The organism is Bacteroides sp. MSK.18.37 (assembly GCF_019129155.2).
Taxonomy (GTDB): domain Bacteria; phylum Bacteroidota; class Bacteroidia; order Bacteroidales; family Bacteroidaceae; genus Bacteroides; species Bacteroides ovatus.
Genome location: NZ_JAHOIB020000001.1, coordinates 5,420,072 through 5,438,903 on the forward strand (window position 1 = coordinate 5,420,072; position 18,832 = coordinate 5,438,903).

The 18,832-nt window shown below is 40.8% G+C and carries 14 protein-coding genes; 7 read left to right on the forward strand and 7 right to left on the reverse strand.

Annotated features, from left to right (window positions below; all coding sequences use genetic code 11):
* The first annotated feature begins 56 nt into the window (after positions 1 to 56).
* The 3 genes from KSX81_RS20920 to KSX81_RS20930 all read left to right on the forward strand — a co-directional run bounded on the left by KSX81_RS20920 (position 57) and on the right by KSX81_RS20930 (position 4,987).
* Positions 57 to 521, forward strand: a complete 465-nt coding sequence (locus tag KSX81_RS20920) for a V-type ATP synthase subunit K (RefSeq protein ID WP_004297644.1) — start codon at positions 57 to 59, stop codon at positions 519 to 521.
* Positions 522 to 723: 202 nt separating this feature from the next.
* Positions 724 to 2,385 carry a glycogen/starch synthase gene (locus tag KSX81_RS20925; RefSeq protein ID WP_004297648.1) on the forward strand — a complete coding sequence of 554 codons (1,662 nt, stop codon included), beginning with the start codon at positions 724 to 726 and terminating at the stop codon, positions 2,383 to 2,385.
* A gap of 37 nt (positions 2,386 to 2,422) precedes the next feature.
* Positions 2,423 to 4,987 (forward strand): glycosyltransferase family 1 protein, encoded by a 2,565-nt coding sequence (locus KSX81_RS20930; RefSeq protein WP_004297649.1) that lies wholly within the window; start codon positions 2,423 to 2,425, stop codon positions 4,985 to 4,987.
* A 210-nt stretch (positions 4,988 to 5,197) separates the two neighbouring features.
* On the opposite strand, the gene KSX81_RS20935 is transcribed toward KSX81_RS20930, so the two are convergent.
* Positions 5,198 to 6,301, reverse strand: coding sequence for a TlpA disulfide reductase family protein (locus tag KSX81_RS20935; RefSeq protein ID WP_004308092.1), 1,104 nt, complete (start codon positions 6,299 to 6,301; stop codon positions 5,198 to 5,200).
* A 138-nt stretch (positions 6,302 to 6,439) separates the two neighbouring features.
* Here KSX81_RS20935 and potA point away from each other — a divergent pair, with 138 nt between their 5' ends.
* The 4 genes from potA to KSX81_RS20955 are packed head-to-tail and all read left to right on the forward strand — an operon-like array spanning position 6,440 to position 10,795.
* Positions 6,440 to 7,831: a polyamine ABC transporter ATP-binding protein gene (potA, locus tag KSX81_RS20940; protein ID WP_217725916.1), complete on the forward strand. Its 1,392-nt coding sequence runs from the start codon at positions 6,440 to 6,442 to the stop codon at positions 7,829 to 7,831.
* 11 nt (positions 7,832 to 7,842) lie between these two features.
* Positions 7,843 to 8,643 (forward strand): ABC transporter permease, encoded by an 801-nt coding sequence (locus tag KSX81_RS20945; RefSeq protein WP_004308090.1) that lies wholly within the window; start codon positions 7,843 to 7,845, stop codon positions 8,641 to 8,643.
* Entirely contained in the window at positions 8,637 to 9,431 is a 795-nt protein-coding gene (locus KSX81_RS20950; protein ID WP_004297655.1) for an ABC transporter permease, read from the forward strand. The genes KSX81_RS20945 and KSX81_RS20950 overlap by 7 nt, the downstream gene beginning before the upstream one ends.
* 32 nt (positions 9,432 to 9,463) lie before the next feature.
* The gene (locus KSX81_RS20955; protein ID WP_008776543.1) at positions 9,464 to 10,795 is read left to right on the forward strand and encodes an ABC transporter substrate-binding protein; all 1,332 of its coding nucleotides are present in this window, start codon (positions 9,464 to 9,466) and stop codon (positions 10,793 to 10,795) included.
* 121 nt (positions 10,796 to 10,916) lie between these two features.
* On the opposite strand, the gene KSX81_RS20960 is transcribed toward KSX81_RS20955, so the two are convergent.
* The 6 genes from KSX81_RS20960 to KSX81_RS20985 all read right to left on the reverse strand — a co-directional run bounded on the left by KSX81_RS20960 (position 10,917) and on the right by KSX81_RS20985 (position 18,816).
* The gene (locus KSX81_RS20960; RefSeq protein WP_022199559.1) at positions 10,917 to 11,609 is read right to left on the reverse strand and encodes a DNA alkylation repair protein; all 693 of its coding nucleotides are present in this window, start codon (positions 11,607 to 11,609) and stop codon (positions 10,917 to 10,919) included.
* Positions 11,610 to 11,733: 124 nt separating this feature from the next.
* Positions 11,734 to 12,393: a DUF4840 domain-containing protein gene (locus KSX81_RS20965; RefSeq protein ID WP_004325670.1), complete on the reverse strand. Its 660-nt coding sequence runs from the start codon at positions 12,391 to 12,393 to the stop codon at positions 11,734 to 11,736.
* A 174-nt stretch (positions 12,394 to 12,567) separates the two neighbouring features.
* Entirely contained in the window at positions 12,568 to 14,265 is a 1,698-nt protein-coding gene (locus tag KSX81_RS20970; protein WP_004300188.1) for a response regulator transcription factor, read from the reverse strand.
* 685 nt (positions 14,266 to 14,950) lie between these two features.
* Positions 14,951 to 16,504 (reverse strand): BT_3987 domain-containing protein, encoded by a 1,554-nt coding sequence (locus KSX81_RS20975; protein WP_004317799.1) that lies wholly within the window; start codon positions 16,502 to 16,504, stop codon positions 14,951 to 14,953.
* Between the two features lie 27 nt (positions 16,505 to 16,531).
* Positions 16,532 to 17,767 (reverse strand): DUF1735 and LamG domain-containing protein, encoded by a 1,236-nt coding sequence (locus KSX81_RS20980; RefSeq protein ID WP_032846868.1) that lies wholly within the window; start codon positions 17,765 to 17,767, stop codon positions 16,532 to 16,534.
* Between the two features lie 14 nt (positions 17,768 to 17,781).
* On the reverse strand, positions 17,782 to 18,816 hold the full coding sequence (locus KSX81_RS20985) for a glycoside hydrolase family 18 (protein WP_032846860.1): 1,035 nt from the start codon (positions 18,814 to 18,816) through the stop codon (positions 17,782 to 17,784).
* Positions 18,817 to 18,832 lie beyond the last annotated feature (16 nt).

The window sequence follows — 18,832 nt, forward strand, 5'->3', positions numbered from 1 at the left end:
TTAGAAATTGAGAATTAATATTTTAAGAATTAAACAATAAAAAATAGAATAAGATTATGGAAATGAATTTGTTTATCGCCTACATTGGCATCGCGATTATGGTTGGTTTGTCGGGCATCGGTAGTGCTTACGGAGTAACTATTGCAGGTAATGCTGCTATCGGAGCATTGAAGAAGAATGATAGTGCATTCGGTAACTTCCTGGTATTGACAGCTCTTCCGGGTACACAGGGTCTTTATGGTTTTGCAGGTTATTTCATGTTTCAGACAATCTTCGGTATTTTGACTCCTGAAATTACACCTATCCAGGCATCAGCAGTGCTTGGTGCAGGTATTGCTCTGGGATTGGTTGCTTTATTCTCCGCTATCCGTCAGGGACAAGTTTGTGCAAACGGTATCGCAGCAATCGGACAGGGACACAATGTATTTAGCAATACGTTGATTCTTGCCGTATTCCCCGAACTCTATGCAATCGTTGCTTTGGCTGCAACCTTCTTGATTGGTAGCGCACTCGTTGCATAATTTTTAGCAAGAATATTTCCTATAAAGGACTTTCAATCCCCTTGTACATGCTGCTTTGCATGTGCAAGGGGATATTCTTTTTTCATTGTTAGACAACGTTTCTTTCCTCTTCTTAACTCATATTTTTTGTATAAAGTATTATTTTTCAAAGAATAATGTGTACTTTTGCACTCGCATACTAAAAAGAGTTTTAATATATTATATGGTAAAAGATTTATTAACCCCCGATTATATCTTCGAGTCCAGCTGGGAAGTATGTAATAAAGTGGGAGGGATATATACCGTCTTGTCGACACGGGCAAATACATTACAGGAAAAATTCCGCGACAGAATTTTCTTCATAGGTCCTGATGTGTGGCAAGGAAAGGAGAACCCTCTATTCATCGAGTCGGATAACCTATGTGCTGCCTGGAAAGAGCATGCGCTTGAGAAAGACGAACTTTCTGTCCGTGTGGGACGATGGAATATCCCCGGTGAACCCATAGTCATTCTTGTTGATTTCCAACCTTTTTTTGAAAAGAAAGACGATATATACACAGAAATGTGGAATCGTTATCAAGTAGATTCGTTGCACGCCTATGGCGATTACGACGAGGCTTCTATGTTTTCCTATGCCGCAGGAAGAGTGGTGGAGAGTTTCTATCGCTACAACCTGACGGAAACGGATAAGGTGGTATATCAGGCACATGAATGGATGACTGGAATGGGAGCACTTTATGTACAGGAAGCTGTGCCGGAGGTTGCTACTATTTTTACGACCCATGCTACGTCTATCGGTCGTTCCATTGCCGGCAATAATAAGCCGTTGTATGACTATCTGTTTGCTTATAATGGCGACCAGATGGCGCAGGAACTGAACATGCAATCGAAACACTCGATTGAGAAACAGACTGCACATTATGTAGACTGTTTTACTACGGTGAGTGAAATAACCAATAATGAATGCAAGGAATTACTGGATAAACCGGCAGATGTTGTTTTGATGAACGGTTTTGAAGATGATTTTGTGCCGAAAGGAAGCACGTTTACCGGCAAGCGTAAGCGCGCACGTACCTTGATGCTTAGTGTTGCCAATAAATTATTGGGAACAAATCTGGGTGATGATACGTTAATTGTCGGAACCAGTGGGCGATATGAGTTTAAGAATAAAGGTATTGATGTTTTTTTGGAATCATTAAACCGCTTGAACAGGGATAAGAAACTGCATAAGAATGTGTTGGCATTCATCAATGTACCCGGTTGGGTGGGAGAGCCTCGCGAGGATTTGCAGGCACGTTTGAAGAGCAAAGATAAGTTCGACACTCCCCTCGAAGTACCGTTTATCACTCATTGGCTGCATAATATGACTCATGACCAGGTGTTGGACATGTTGAAATATCTGGGAATGGGCAATCGTCCGGAAGATAAGGTAAAGGTGATTTTTGTTCCTTGTTATCTGGATGGTCGTGATGGTATCATGAATAAAGAATATTATGATATATTGCTGGGGCAGGATTTGAGTGTCTATGCTTCTTATTACGAACCGTGGGGATATACTCCGCTGGAAAGTGTAGCTTTCCATGTGCCGACAATCACTACGGATCTGGCAGGATTCGGACTTTGGGTAAACAGCCTGAAGAACCAGCATGGCATTAATGATGGAGTGGAAGTGCTGCATCGTTCGGACTATAATTATTCGGAAGTGGCGGATGGTATCAAAGATACGATTACGTTGTTTGCGGATAAGACTGATAAAGAGGTGAAGGAAATCCGTAAGCGTGCTGCTGAAGTTGCAGAGCAGGCTTTATGGAAGCACTTTATACAATATTATTATGAAGCTTATGATATCGCTTTGCGTAAGGCAAGGATACGTCAGTTGAGTTAAGAAAGAAATTATTTATCAATAAGTAAACGAAAACATTATGAAAATCAAAGTTAGTAATGTGAATACTCCCAACTGGAAAGAGGTTACTGTGAAATCACGTATACCGGAAGAGTTGGAGAAGTTGTCTGAAATCGCACGCAACATTTGGTGGGCATGGAATTTTGAAGCGACTGAACTGTTTAGAGATCTAGATCCGGAACTTTGGAAAGAATGTGGACAGAATCCAGTACTGTTGTTGGAACGTATGAGCTATGAGAAGCTGGAAGCGCTGGCAAAAGACAAGGTGATTCTAAGAAGAATGAATGAAGTTTATACGAAATTCAGAGATTACATGGATGTGAAGCCGGATGAGCAACGCCCATCTATAGCTTATTTCAGCATGGAATATGGCTTGAGCAGCGTCCTGAAAATATATTCCGGTGGTCTGGGCGTATTGGCTGGTGACTATCTGAAAGAGGCTTCCGACAGCAATGTTGATTTGTGTGCGGTAGGTTTCTTGTATCGTTACGGCTACTTTACTCAAACGTTGTCTATGGATGGACAGCAGATTGCCAACTACGAGGCACAGAACTTCGGTCAACTTCCTATTGAACGCGTAATGGATGCCAATGGTCAGCCGTTGATAGTTGACGTTCCTTATCTTGATTATTTTGTTCATGCAAACGTATGGCGTGTGAATGTTGGACGTATTTCTTTGTATCTGCTTGATACGGATAATGAAATGAACAGCGAATTCGACCGTCCTATCACTCACCAGCTTTATGGTGGTGACTGGGAAAACCGTTTGAAACAGGAAATCTTGTTGGGTATCGGTGGTATCCTGACTCTGAAAGCTCTGGGTATCAAGAAAGATGTTTATCACTGTAATGAAGGACATGCTGCATTGATTAATGTTCAGCGTATCTGCGACTATGTAGCTACTGGATTGACTTTCGACCAGGCTATTGAGTTGGTTCGCGCTTCTTCTCTTTATACTGTTCATACTCCGGTGCCCGCAGGTCACGACTATTTTGACGAAGGTTTGTTCGGCAAATATATGGGTGGTTATCCTTCCAGAATGGGTATCTCATGGGATGACTTGATGGATCTAGGACGTAACAATCCGGGCGACAAGGGCGAACGTTTCTGTATGTCTGTTTTTGCTTGTAACACTTCACAGGAAGTGAACGGTGTAAGCTGGCTGCACGGAAAAGTTTCTCAAGAAATGTTCTCTTCTATCTGGAAAGGTTATTTCCCGGAAGAAAGCCACGTAGGATATGTAACGAATGGTGTTCACTTCCCAACTTGGAGTGCAACAGAATGGAAAGAATTATACTTTAAATATTTCAACGAAAACTTCTGGTTCGATCAGTCTAATCCTAAGATTTGGGAAGCTATCTACAATGTGCCCGATGAAGAGATTTGGAAGACTCGTATGACTATGAAGAATAAGTTGGTTGACTATATCCGTAAGTCATTCCGCGATACATGGTTGAAGAACCAGGGAGATCCTTCTCGTATCGTTTCACTGATGGATAAGATCAATCCGAACGCATTGCTGATTGGTTTCGGCCGTCGTTTTGCTACTTACAAACGTGCACACTTGCTGTTCACCGACTTGGATCGTCTTTCTAAGATCGTGAACAATCCTGATTATCCGGTACAATTCCTGTTTACAGGTAAAGCTCACCCGCACGATGGAGCAGGCCAGGGCTTGATTAAGCGTATCATTGAAATCTCTCGTCGTCCGGAATTCCTGGGTAAGATTATCTTCCTCGAGAATTACGATATGCAACTGGCTCGTCGTCTGGTTTCCGGCGTTGATATCTGGTTGAATACTCCGACTCGTCCGTTGGAAGCATCCGGTACATCTGGTGAAAAAGCTTTGATGAACGGTGTTGTCAATTTCTCCGTATTAGACGGATGGTGGCTGGAAGGTTACCGTGAAGGTGCAGGTTGGGCGTTGACTGAAAAACGTACTTACCAGAATCAGGAACATCAGGATCAGCTGGATGCTGCTACTATTTACAGTATTCTTGAAACTGAAATCCTTCCGTTGTATTATGCACGTAATAAGAAGGGATATTCTGAAGGCTGGATCAAAGTGGTGAAGAATTCTATCGCACAGATTGCTCCTCATTATACCATGAAGCGTCAGTTGGATGATTACTATAGCAAGTTCTATTGCAAACTGGCAAAACGTTTCCAGACTTTGGCTGCTAACGATAATGCAAAAGCAAAAGAAATCGCAGCTTGGAAAGAAGATGTGGTTGCTAAATGGGATTCTATTGAAATCGTATCTTGTGACAAGGTAGAAGAGCTGAAGAATGGTGATATCGAAAGCGGAAAAGAATATACTATTACTTACGTTATCGATGAAAAAGGCTTGAATGATGCAGTGGGACTTGAATTGGTTACTACTTACACAACTGCAGACGGAAAACAACATGTTTATTCTGTAGAACCGTTCAGTGTAGTCAAGAAAGAAGGCGACTTGTATACATTCCAGGTTAAACACAGCTTGTCAAATGCAGGTAGTTTCAAGGTGTCTTACCGTATGTTCCCGAAGAATCCGGAACTTCCACACCGTCAGGACTTCTGCTACGTACGTTGGTTTATCTAATTGCTTGAGTAAAAGTAGGGGAGTATATCTCCCTCACTTTCATACATACATTCAGCCCCTGTATTCTTTGAGAATGACAGGGGCTGAATTTTTTATCTGTTTGGAGAGTGAGGCGTAAAGTCTCGCAAATAAAAAAGACTGTCTCATTTTCTATTTGAGACAGTCTTGTATAAATTTCAAGGCCTTTGGAAAAGCCTTTCTTTGGATTTGTTATTTTACAGCTTCTGCAATTTTAGCTTGAAGTTCTTCTCCGTGCAGACCGCGAGCAATAATCTTACCGCTACCATCGATCAATACAGTGTGAGGAATGCTGTTTACAGCATAAAGCTGTGCACCTTCACTTTGCCAGAATTTCAGGTCGGACATTTGCGGCCAAGTCATGTCTAGCTTCTTGATTGCTTCTTTCCATGCAGCACCATCCTGATCGAGAGATACACCTACGATTTCGAAGTTTTTGCCTTTGTACTTAGCGTATGTTTCTACCAGGTTAGGCATTTCGCGACGGCAAGGACCGCACCAGCTAGCCCAGAAGTCAACCAATACCACTTTTCCTTTGCCTACATAATCAGACAATTTCACTGTCTTTCCTTCCGGAGTCTGCATTTCGAAATCAACAAATTGAGTACCTACAGCAGTCTTTTTCTGCTTGTCAGTCATCTCTTTGATTCTTACGATTGTTTCGTCATTCTGGAAATTAGCAGGAATTTGTTGCAACAAAGCTTCATTTTCGTCCGTAGAGTTATTGTAGAAAGTTTGTTTAAACAAGAATACTCCAACCGGGTTGGTGATATTCTTTTGTACGCCTTCTTTGATTGCTTTGTCATATTGTTCTTCCAGCTGAGCACCTTCTTTTTGTTTGGCCTCTTTTTGCTCATCACTTAAAGATGTATTACCCATTGCCTCATAAATGGCATTCATTTTTTTGCTGATGTCATTGATTTGAGCTCTGATTTCCTGGTATGCATCGTTGTTGGGAGTACCGGTAACAGCGTCATTATCCTTGGTCAGGGCAACGTTGATTTTTCCGTTTTCCAGGAAGAAGTCGATCATCAACGGTTCTCCGTTCACTTCACAAGTGACATAACGGCTAACCACAGAATCTTGTGTGCCTTCAAAGGTAAAAGTACCTTTGGTGATAACGGCTGTATCTAGTTTGGTCAGATTTCTACCATTGGCTTCCTGAAGATAAACGGTGTCACCATCGCTTGCACCTTCTACTGTACCTGTAATAGTGTATCCGGCTTTGTTTCCGCCAGTACAAGCTACCATGCTTAACGCTGCCGTTGCAATAACTAAATAAGTAAACTTTTTCATGCTTTTGTAAAATTGGTGAATAAATATTTATGCAAAGATAGATTTTTTTTCTGTCGGGCATCGAAAAACACTGTTATATTAGATTAACACGTAGGTGGAAACCGCAGAAATGTGTACCTTTGCAGCCCAAACTTTAGTATGAATATGCAAGAAGATAAATCCATCATTGAGGTGAGCCATGTATCGAAGTACTTTGGCGATAAAACAGCATTGGATGATGTGACTCTGAACGTGAAAAGGGGCGAGTTTGTGACTATCCTTGGTCCTTCCGGTTGCGGTAAAACCACGTTGTTGCGTCTCATTGCTGGTTTTCAGACAGCTTCGGAAGGCGAAATCCGAATTTCGGGGATGGAAATAACACAAACTCCTCCCCATAAGCGTCCGGTGAATACGGTATTTCAGAAATATGCCTTGTTCCCGCACTTGAATGTGTATGATAACATCGCTTTCGGCCTGAAACTGAAAAAAACACCGAAACAGACCATTGAGAAGAAGGTGAAAGCTGCTTTGAAAATGGTAGGCATGACGGATTATGAATACCGCGATGTGGATTCTCTTTCCGGTGGTCAGCAACAACGTGTAGCTATTGCCCGCGCCATCGTGAATGAGCCGGAAGTGTTGTTGTTGGATGAACCGCTGGCAGCGCTCGATCTGAAAATGCGTAAGGATATGCAAATGGAGCTCAAAGAAATGCATAAATCTTTGGGAATCACGTTTGTGTACGTCACTCACGATCAGGAGGAGGCACTTACGTTAAGTGACACGATTGTCGTGATGAGTGAAGGAAAGATTCAGCAGATCGGTACGCCGATTGATATTTATAATGAACCTATCAATGCTTTTGTTGCGGACTTTATCGGAGAAAGCAATATCCTCAACGGTACCATGATTCATGATAAACTCGTACGTTTTTGCGGTACGGAGTTTGAATGTGTGGATGAAGGATTTGGCGAGAATGTTCCGGTGGACGTAGTCATTCGTCCGGAGGATCTTTATATTTTCCCCGTTTCGGAAATGGCACAGTTAGTAGGAGTGGTAGAGACTTCTATTTTTAAAGGAGTGCATTATGAAATGACGGTGTTGTGCGGCGGATATGAATTCTTGGTGCAGGATTACCATCATTTTGAAGTAGGGGCTGAAGTCGGTCTGTTGGTGAAGCCTTTCGATATTCATATTATGAAGAAAGAGCGTGTTTGCAATACATTCGAAGGAAAATTGCTGGATGCTACTCATGTGGAATTCCTGGGCTGTAACTTTGAATGTGTTCCGGTGGAAGGAATCGCTTTCGATACGAATGTCAAAGTGGAAGTAGACTTTGAAAAAGTGATTCTTCAGGATAATGAAGAAGACGGAACGCTGACGGGTGAGGTGAAATTCATCCTTTACAAGGGTGACCATTATCATCTGACTGTATTGTCAGATTGGGACGAGAATGTATTTGTAGATACGAACGATGTATGGGATGACGGTGACCGTGTAGGTATTACCATCCCTCCAGATGCTATTCGTATAGTTAAAATAACCGATTAACAGGAAAGGAAGTGAATAAGAGGTTTATAGTCTTTTTGTCATCACGTAAGAGTTGGACTCTCCCTTACATTATTTTTTCGGCGATCTTTGTGATTATACCGTTGTTCTTAATTGTCGTATATGCCTTTACCGATGATAGCGGCCATTTGACACTCGCCAATTTTCAGAAGTTCTTCGAACATCCCGAAGCAATCAATACCTTTGTCTATTCGATTGGTATTGCCATTATTACCACCCTTGTTTGTATTTTACTGGGTTATCCTGCTGCCTGGATATTGAGTAACAGCAAGCTGAACCGTTCCAAGACGATGGTCGTACTGTTTATTTTGCCGATGTGGGTAAATATTCTGGTGCGTACCCTTGCTACTGTTGCCTTATTCGACTTTTTCAGTGTGCCGTTGGGCGAGGGAGCGTTGATATTCGGTATGGTATACAACTTTATCCCTTTCATGATTTATCCTATCTACAATACTTTGCAGAAGATGGATCATAGCTATATCGAGGCGGCGCAAGACTTGGGAGCCAATCCTGTGCAAGTCTTTCTGAAAGCAGTCCTTCCGCTTTCCATGCCGGGGGTGATGAGTGGTATCATGATGGTGTTCATGCCGACTATATCGACATTTGCCATTGCCGAGTTGCTGACGATGAATAACATCAAACTCTTTGGTACGACGATTCAGGAAAATATCAATAACAGTATGTGGAACTATGGAGCGGCACTTTCGCTCATTATGTTGCTATTGATAGCTGCTACTTCCCTGTTCAGCACCGATGATAAGGAAAACTCAAATGAAGGAGGCGGGCTATGGTAAAGAAGATATTTGCACAGACTTATTTGTGGATATTGCTGCTCTTGCTTTATTCTCCGATCGTGATTATTGTGATCTACTCATTTACAGAGGCGAAAGTGTTGGGTAACTGGACGGGATTTTCTACCAAACTTTATTCTTCGTTATTCACTACCGGTGCTCATCATTCTTTGATGAATGCATTGATTAATACGATCACTATCGCTCTACTGGCTGCAACAGCATCTACGTTATTAGGAAGCATCGCTGCTATCGGTATATTCAATCTGAAAGCCCGTTCACGCAAAGCGATCGGATTTGTGAACAGCATTCCTATTCTGAATGGTGATATTATCACCGGTATATCCTTGTTCCTTTTGTTTGTATCTCTGGGGATCACACAAGGCTACACAACCGTAGTGCTTGCTCATATTACTTTTTGTACCCCGTACGTTGTTTTAAGTGTATTGCCCCGTTTGAAGCAGATGAATCCGAATATTTATGAAGCTGCCCTCGATTTAGGAGCTACTCCTATGCAGGCCTTGTGGAAAGTCATAATTCCGGAGATTCGTCCGGGAATGATTAGCGGCTTTATGCTTGCACTGACACTATCCATTGATGATTTTGCCGTAACTGTATTCACTATCGGTAATCAAGGTTTGGAAACGCTTTCTACTTATATCTACGCCGATGCCCGCAAGGGAGGTTTGACCCCGGAACTTCGCCCGCTTTCGGCTATCATTTTTGTCGTGGTACTGGCGTTATTGGTTGTAATCAATTACCGGGCAGGAAAAACGAAGAAAAAAGATTAATAGACTATCAAATGTGCTACTACGTAAATAATATGAAAAGAATAATTCCTGCTATCCTGCTCTTATTGGCTTTGACCGGGTGTTATAATTCCGGTGAACCTCGTGAGCGGGTTCTTAAAATCTACAACTGGGCGGATTACATCGGCGAAGGTGTACTTGAGGATTTCCAGGCATATTATAAAGAACAGACCGGTGAGAATATCCGTATCGTTTACCAGACATTCGATATCAACGAAATCATGTTGACGAAAATTGAAAAGGGGCATGAAGATTTTGATGTTGTTTGTCCTTCGGAATACATCATCGAGCGTATGCTGAAGAAGCATTTGTTGCTACCTATCGACACGAATTTCGCACATTCTCCCAATTACATGAATAATGTGGCTCCATTTATTCGTAAGCAGATTAATAAATTGAGTCAGCCGGGTGAAAAAGCCAGCCGCTATGCTGTATGTTATATGTGGGGGACGGCAGGTATTCTGTATAACCGGGCTTATGTGCCCGATTCGGTAGCCCTGTCCTGGGATTGCCTTTGGAATAAAAAGTATGCCGGAAAGATCCTGATGAAGGATAGTTATCGTGATGCTTATGGAACAGCCGTGATTTATGCGCATGCAAAGGAACTGAAGGAGGGAACGGTAACAGTGGAAGAGTTGATGAACGACTATTCTCCACGTGCGATGGAGTTGGCTGAAAAATACTTAAAAGCCTTGAAACCGAACATTGCTGGCTGGGAAGCGGACTTTGGCAAGGAAATGATGACGAAAAATAAAGCTTGGCTGAATATGACTTGGAGCGGTGATGCAATCTGGGCGATTGAAGAGGCCAATGCGGTAGGAGTGGATTTGGATTATGAAGTTCCCGAAGAAGGAAGTAATATCTGGTATGACGGTTGGGTGATCCCGAAATATGCCAGGAATCCGGAAGCGGCTAGTTATTTTATCAACTTTATGTGTCGTCCGGATATAGCCTTGCGGAATATGGATTTCTGCGGATATGTAAGTTCCATAGCTACTCCCGAAATACTGGAAGAGAAGATAGACACCACTCTTCATTATTATTCCGATTTAAGTTACTTTTTCGGACCGGGTGCAGACAGCGTGCAGATTGATAAAATACAATATCCGGATCGTAAGGTGGTGGAACGATGTGCCATGATTCGTGATTTTGGCGATAAGACAAAAGAAGTTCTTGATATTTGGTCGCGTATTAAAGGAGATAATTTGGGAGTGGGTATCACTATTCTTATTTTCGTCGTTGTTGCATTGATGAGTGGTTGGATGATTTATAAGAAGTGGCAGCGTTATAATCGTCAGAAACAACAAAGACGTAGAAGCAGAAGGAAAAAGGTCAGGAGGAATTAGTGTTTCTCCGGATTGCAAACAAAAAATAAATTAGGTGGAAAATAAAAGCGGTATCTACGGTAAGAAATAAGAAGCACGGTGAACAGAATGCTGATGGCAGGATGTTCGCCGTGCTTGGTATTTATCGTCTTTTCATTTCTCGGAGAATGTCCTTGGTGTCCTTATCTACCCGGAATGACTCAATTGTTTTTTGCAGTGCCTTGTTGTAAGTCCAGTTATCCAGTGTGCTATGTTTCAGATACTCCATTGTCTTTTGGGGAAATTTGATAAAACACAATGATATCATCCATGCCATAGCCATGCGTGCATAATATGCATCATGATTGAATGAGTCGGCATATTTCAGTAACGAATCGATATGCGCGTCATCTACATAATGGAAAAGCATCACAATTCCGAAACGTATTTCAAATTCTTTAGAGGATTTCAGATAGGGTTGGATAAATTGCCATACGTTTTCTTTTCCTTTTTTCACAGAAGTTTTCAGTTCACTGCAGAATATGTCGCATACAGCCCAATTATCTATACGGGGAATGAACATCGTTACGTATTTCATTTGTTCTTCAAGTTCCATTTTTGCCAGTCCGATAATCATTCCCTGAAGCATTGTTTCTTCATAATAAATCGTATCGGTTGATTCGACAAATGTACGCCAGTCTTCTTTCTTAATAATTTCTTTGGCCATTGTCCGCAGTTGGGGGATGCGTACGCCGAGAATGTTGTTTGCTCCCGGGAGGAGGGAAGAATGAAATTCCTGATATTTGGAATCTGCTAATGTTTGTAATTCTTTCCGGATATTTTCAGTTGTAGTCATTTTCATATCGTTGGTTATTTCACAAAGGTATAAAAAAAGAGTATGCGCGCTGTGTGCAGGCATACTCTTTTTGGAGGTAATTCCCATCATAATGAAAATACGTTGGGAAAGTTTATCCGATCAGTTACTTTTTGACCATGTCGAAACTGAATGTGGTAACCGAAAAGTTTTCAAGCGGCTCTCCTTCTACTTCCACTTGGGTGGCTTTGATTACAAAGGTGAGTTTTTTATCTTTATATGTATATTGACCCTTTTCTTCCGCTTCTATAGTTACTTTTACAGTAATTTGAGGAGCTTCCTCTCCCTCTGTTTGTACTTGGGTAGGGATCGTGTATTTTATTTCCAAAGGTTCAGGTTTTAATTGAAGTAGAATGGAGCCTTTGCTATCATCATTAAAGGCTGCAGTATAAGGAATGTTGTAATTGATATCACCCAAAGTCTCAATGATAATTTCGCCTATTTCTTCACCGACAATACTTTTAATCAGATCGTCAACCGGAAGTTTTTTTATCATAATCTGATTGTCTTTTACTTCAGCGGTAACTGTGGCTCCTTGCGGCTGTTCTTCTTTGAAGGAATAGTTTTGTGGATTGACGGATGGAGCAGTTTCTGTCAGCATATTACCGGAATAATTACCTTCCACATCTTTAAGTGAATATACGGGAATATCAGAATCGTCATCACTACTACATGCTGTAAAAGTGGCTATCAGGCCTAATGACATTACTAAGAAAGCAAAACGATTAAAACAACAAGTTTTTTTTATTTCAGTTATAATTTTCATACTGTTTTAAATTAGATTATTAATTTCAAAATTAAGGTGTACGTACATAAAGTAAATGCCGGTACTTGTGAAATACTGCATAAGGAAATAAAAATAGAATATTTTTTTTTATATGAGTATTGCCATGAAGATCCCTGTTCATGGGATCTTCAATTATAAAATATTCTTTTTATTTTATAGCTTTTTCGTAATGGACTTGCTTGGAGTTATCCCGAAATACTCTTTGTATTTATGGCGGAAATTCTTAAGATTTTTCAATCCAATCATTTCAGGAATAACCTGGACAGAGTATTTTCCACTCTCCAATAACTCACGTGCTTTTTCCATACGAATACGATAAATAAAATACTTCGGTGCTTCTCCCGTCAGTGCTTTCCATTTATTAAAGAAAGCAGTTCTGCTCATATACAGTTCAGAGGCAATTTCATCTATCGTCAGATTTTCCTTATCTATATTTTTTAGAATAAATTCTTTTACTTGATTGATGAATGTGTAATTACTATCATCTAAAACTTTCTCTTCTTCCTTTTCCAAGAACTGCTTTCCGAAAACTGTCTGCAAGAATGATCTTCTTAGAGAACGGTTGTTTTTGATAAGTACATTCATTTCTATCTTTAAATCTTCGATGTGGAAAGGCACATATAAAAAGATGTCGGCCAGGGAACTTTCTCTTTTGTTGCGTTGTCCTATATCTATACGTGAACCGTAAAGGATGATAGGAATAACGGATGTTTCTCCTGATGTCTTTAGTCTTGATGACAGTTCATAGCCATACATTCCATGCAGCATAAGGTCGCAAATCACTAAATCAGGATATTTCTCTTTTATACATTCTAAAGCTTCAGAGCCATTCCCGAAACTTTTCACATCAAAATCCTTTGATAAACATTCTTCCAAATAAGACTTGAATTCTTCATTACTGTCAGCGAGAACAACAGTAGGCTTGATTGAACTTTTTTTATGAGCAATCTTACCCAATGAAGTATCAGTCTTTCTTTCTTCCGACTTTTTTGCGGAGTGTATGATATTATATCCGGATACCTTTCTTTCTGAATTTGTTGTAGGAAATCTTAGTGAGACAGTGTGGGTTGAATGATTGATAAGAATATTCCCATCACATAGTTTCATTAATTTTTTGCAGAGTACACTTTTGGCAAATGCATATTTGAACTCTGATTTATGTTTAGGTTTAATCAAGTGATACTTTTGGCGCCTATAACATGTTAGCAATTTGCCCTTGTTGGCATCGAACGTTTTAAGTTCCCAGTGTTCGGAATTAGAAGAAATTGAAAAGATAATCCTTTTATCTTCAGGTTTCGAATGTTCTATTGCGTTTTTTATGAATTTATCAATGATGGGAGAGATTTTACTTTGATCGAACCAAACGCTGGCATAATTAAACTCTGTTTTTATTTCTAACTTAATCCGCTTGTCCGTAGCGAAATTTTTCAATGAATGGACTCTGTTATTAATGAAGTTTCCCAGTTCATATTCGGCAATATCCATCTGTTTGGAGTAGATAAGCAGATGTCGCAGATTCATTAATTTGGTTAGGTGTTCATCAAGACAGTCTATATTACGAATGACTAGTGATAACATTTTCTTTATGTCTTCGGGGCAACTATCATCACAAGCAGCTCTTAGAGGGGTATGAACGAGTGTGATAGGGTTGCGAATGCTTTGAAAAGAATCCATGAAATATTGGTGCTCTTCTTTTAAGATTTTGATTTCCTTATGGAGGGTAAGAAAATGAGATAAGAGCCAATATAATGAAATTCCTCCGGCTGTAAGTAGTAAGAAGAAGTGAGACTGGTGAAAGATATTTGCATCTATAATAGAGACAAATAGTGACGTTATCATTAAGTATTTCATATTTATTTTTTGTTGAGGTCACTTGGACTGTATACCTCTGTTCCTTTTTAGTTGAGGGGGGATGAGAAAATGCACAACGAGTGTGATTTAGGGCATTACTAAACTCAAACAGTCTAATCTCAAAATTATTTGTTCTTTGAAGGTCAATATTAAGAAAGCGAGTTCCGTATGCAGATTTAAATCCTTACGTCTTGAATCATTCTTTAAGGAATATCTATTTCCTCCAAGTGACAATAATTAATAGATCATTTTTTCTGAATATATAATACTAAATAGAGATTCTTTGACGGTGGTGGGCGTATCTTGTATTTGATACTGTAATCTTTTGGGGCTATCAGTATCACAATATGCTTTTTCATATGTAATTCCTAAGGTAAAGTAAACATATTTTCTTTATTGAAATATAGTTTGTTTTTGCGGAGTAAAAGTAATGATTTGGTATAATAAATAAATGATGAGTTATTGGCAAATGGTGTATTGTTATTGTTTGGTGTTGTTTTGTAGGTGATAAGTGTTGTGTTTTTGTATTATTTTAATTGATGATATTTGGTGGAAATAGTGAAACCGGAACTTTAACCAAATAGATGGTTAAAATTCCGGTTATATTATTTTACTGATAATAGGCGCATAAGCTCCTGTTAGTAAGGAAAGGATTTGTTTTTCCTCCCCTGTTTAATTGATAATTCTACATCTCGTAATAGTTTTTATCCCCTTTCATATCCTTGTATTTACCATTATGCAAATAGTTGATGTCCGGTTCATATTTATGGCCTCCTTCCACTCTATAAAAGGCTGCTGCCCCTGCATTTATGTTAGCATGATATGGTGTTGCTTCCAGTGCGTCCGACCAGAAAGGGATATTACGCATTATGTAAAGTTTGCCAAGACCTTTGTCATATAACTTTTCTCGTAACGTTTCCGGATACGATTCGTCATTTTCATAATCGAACGTATATTCGTCGGTGCTGAAACCGCCATATTGAGATTTGTCCAGTCCTGCTATTGGTTTTTCAATCGAGCTATCCTCCCATGGATTCATAATTTTGGTATTTACCCATGTCCAGGCATAATCAATATATTCACCTGCTCTGATACCCGCAGCCTCGGAGGCTAGTGAACCGGCCGGATCACCCGTTATGGTAACTGTAATCAGTTTGGTCTTGCCTAAAGATTCCCGTAGTGCTTTGATGAGCTTCGGATACGAGGTCGCATTGGCAGCCGGATGTCCGTTTATACCATATTCGGCACCTTCGTCCATGAGATTAATGCCATCTACACGGTAGTTGGCGAGCTTCTTGACTTCCGCTACAAAGGCTGTAATCTGCTCATCTGTCAGGTTGCAGAATCCCAAGCCGGTCCCTTCTGCTTTAAGGGTGACGCAACGCTTTATACCATAGCTGGAGAGTGACGACATATTGCTTAACTGCTTTTTGAAATTGGCTGATTGGTTCAGAGTCACTTTTCCATTCGCATATCCCAGTGTTGCGGCATTCACATTAATGATGTCATATAAATAGGCATACCACGACGTTTCCCATAACTCATAATGTCCGGGACCGAATGTTTCATTATCATATAATACCATGATAAATTCTTTGGCAATGGAGGCGTTGACTTTTTCGCCATCAATAAACCCTACCATCTTGTACTTTTTCATATCAGCCTTCATCGGGCTCAACCACGGATAAGTAGAGCGTTTATAATAAATCTTGTAATAGATTTCATTACTATCCCGTGACGGACGAATTCCGCTTTCTTCCGGTAGTTCTACGGTAATAGGGAGCAAAGAATAATCATGCAATGTGCCTAGCGGATTCAGGCGTACCATGATAGTATCCGACATTGTATCTCCTGCCTTAATAGTCATTGCACCATCGTTACTGATGCCCTCAATGCTGATAGTAGACATTTTCCGGTATTCCGTACCGTGTTCTTCATTGTATTTGTCTACTAAGTCGAGGTCGATTTTCATTGTGATTCGGGTGTCCTGTGCCACCGGCTTCACCGTTTGGTAGAAGAATGCAAAATCGGGAGTCTTGGTATTGGTCATGGTGATTTCCAGGTCACTGGTTGTCATATCACATTTTAGCATGCCAAAGTTATTGTCTAAAGCCGTCTCGTTAGGTAATTTACCTACGGGAGTGGCAATGGAATTATCTTCGCAGCCTCCTAGCATGCCGGTTACTAATGTAATGGCAGCCATGCAGAGAACATTTTTGAAGTTTATATTTCTTTTCATGTCCATGGTTATCTTTAAAGTGAATGATTACTTGTTGATTTGTGGAATTTCGATTCCCGTCGGCCACACAAGAGGTTCGGCAGATACTGCATCGAATCCGTGTTTCGAATGGTCCTTGACAATGTTTCCCTCACCTTCATTAAATTTCCAGTAAGCAAGCAGGCTTTCTTCGTTTTCAGGATCTTCCACTTTATACATATTCGTCCAGATTTCCTCTTTCGTACGGCAAGTGTTCCAGATACGTATCTCTGCGATGTTACCGTTGAGTTGCCGTAGCTCATCTTCATAAGAGCGTCCTATCTGGAATTCGCAATCCGGCGTTCCACAGATATCCACAGTAGCTCCTTTTCCATAAGAGATATCCTGACTTTGCAGTTGTCCGTTCACATAATAGGCAATAAAATGTTCCTTGGCGTTGTACACCAGCGCTATATGATACCATGTCATTGCATTCAGTGACTTAGCCCTGTCGGCGGCGGGGAATTTGACTCCGTCCGGTCCCTGCATCTGCAACTGTTGGCGTGGGAAACTTGTATCACCTATACGCATTAAGAAATGCTGTTCTACTCCCATGATCGTACTGATATCCGATGCACCGGCCGTATTGCTTGGTCCGCTGTATGTAAAGTCCTCTACATATACCAGTGCTTCCATGGTAATCTGACCTAATTCTTTCAGACAGGCATTTTTCTCTTCGTCGAGGAAAGTAGGCACTTCCAGATAATTGTCTTTCAGGTTGGCGGCTACCGTGATAGCGCTTGAACGGCGCACCAGATAGAACAATGTTTTCGAACCGTTCAATAGATGAACGCCACCCGACGTTTCAGAGATGGTGAGCGGAACCAGATAAGTTTTATCAATCTCCAGATCTAACAGGTTATTAAAATAGATCGTATCAATCAATGATTCACTCTTTTCGGCTTTGATAATCAGTTCGCTGTTCGACAGGCTATAATATTTACTATCCAGCATTCCATAATCAGTCCCGTGCCGGGCATTGAATTCGTTTATCAGTTCGGGATCCGCTTTCAGCTTCACTACGATGTCTTTTCCTGCCGGGTAAGTCAACTTGGCGCTGAAGGCACGTTTCTGTTCATTCAGCGTATTTCGGAAAGTCACTCTTTCTGAATTGCTGTTACTGGCTTCCTTGATATAGACCATGTTGTCGAATGGTGCTTTATTGCTGTAATCCGTATTGTCACAGGCAATCATCAGTCCGCAGATGATTGCAGCCAGAGAGATGATTATTTTATATCGTTTCATAGTTCCTCCTTTCATTAATTAATCGGTGATGGGTTCAGTTTTTGGATAGCATCACGTATACGGCGGTAGTTAGTCACCCCATCGGTGGCGAGATAATCTTCATTGGCATTGTAGATAGAAACTCCTGCCAGCGGACCATTGTTACCCAGTCCTGTGATGAAATGATTGATGATGTAGGCCATCCCTTCCGAGGTTTGTATAACATCCAAATCTTCCCGGCTGATGATACCGGTTTTACCGTCATCGGTCGGAGGAGTGGCTGTCGTTATCACTTTCTCTTTGGGCATTTTCCCATAGAAACCTACAGGTTGGCTCATATTCAGTTTTATTTCGAGTGAGCTTTCAAGCAACACAATTTGCCCATCCACGAAATAGTCTACCAAATCGATGAACGGCTCTTCGTATCTTCCGCTATAATCCACTGTAAATGTGACGATGCCATCAAAGAAAACCAACTTTCCATTATTAGCTTTCGGACCGCCGATAGCGGCAAGTTTTTCCCGGATAGCCGTCGTTACCTCATTGAAGAAATCGACATGCATCATACTTCCGGCACGACCAAACTGCACATAATAACCGTCAAATTCATCACTCTCCCCGTTTTTCAATGCCGCATTCATTTTCGTTTTGAATTCTTCCAGGTTTTCTGTTTCTTCGCATTGGTCGTAGAATTCGGATAAATTCTTGTAATAGAGAAATTTGGTGCCAGTCCGTTTGAGTTTGGATATGTCTTCCTTATCATAAACGGACAGATTATCAGCGTTGGTCAGCACCACAAAATCTACGCTATCGGGCAAGGAACGCAAGAAATCCTGTTCGCCCAATGTCGTACCCGGATTGTTGGCAAAACGTATTAACATTAACGTATGCTTCCGGTTTTTGTATTCTTTCAGACTTTGCTCGTATTTTTCATGCAAGCTGGGGTCTTGTTCGTCGGGAAATATAGGGTTGTAATCAACCGGTGTCGGTTCTGTCCAGTCGCTACAGGCAACGAACATCAGTGAGCAGGCTACGGTCAATATGACACTTATGAATGAATTCAGTTTCATTGTATCTTGGGTTTAA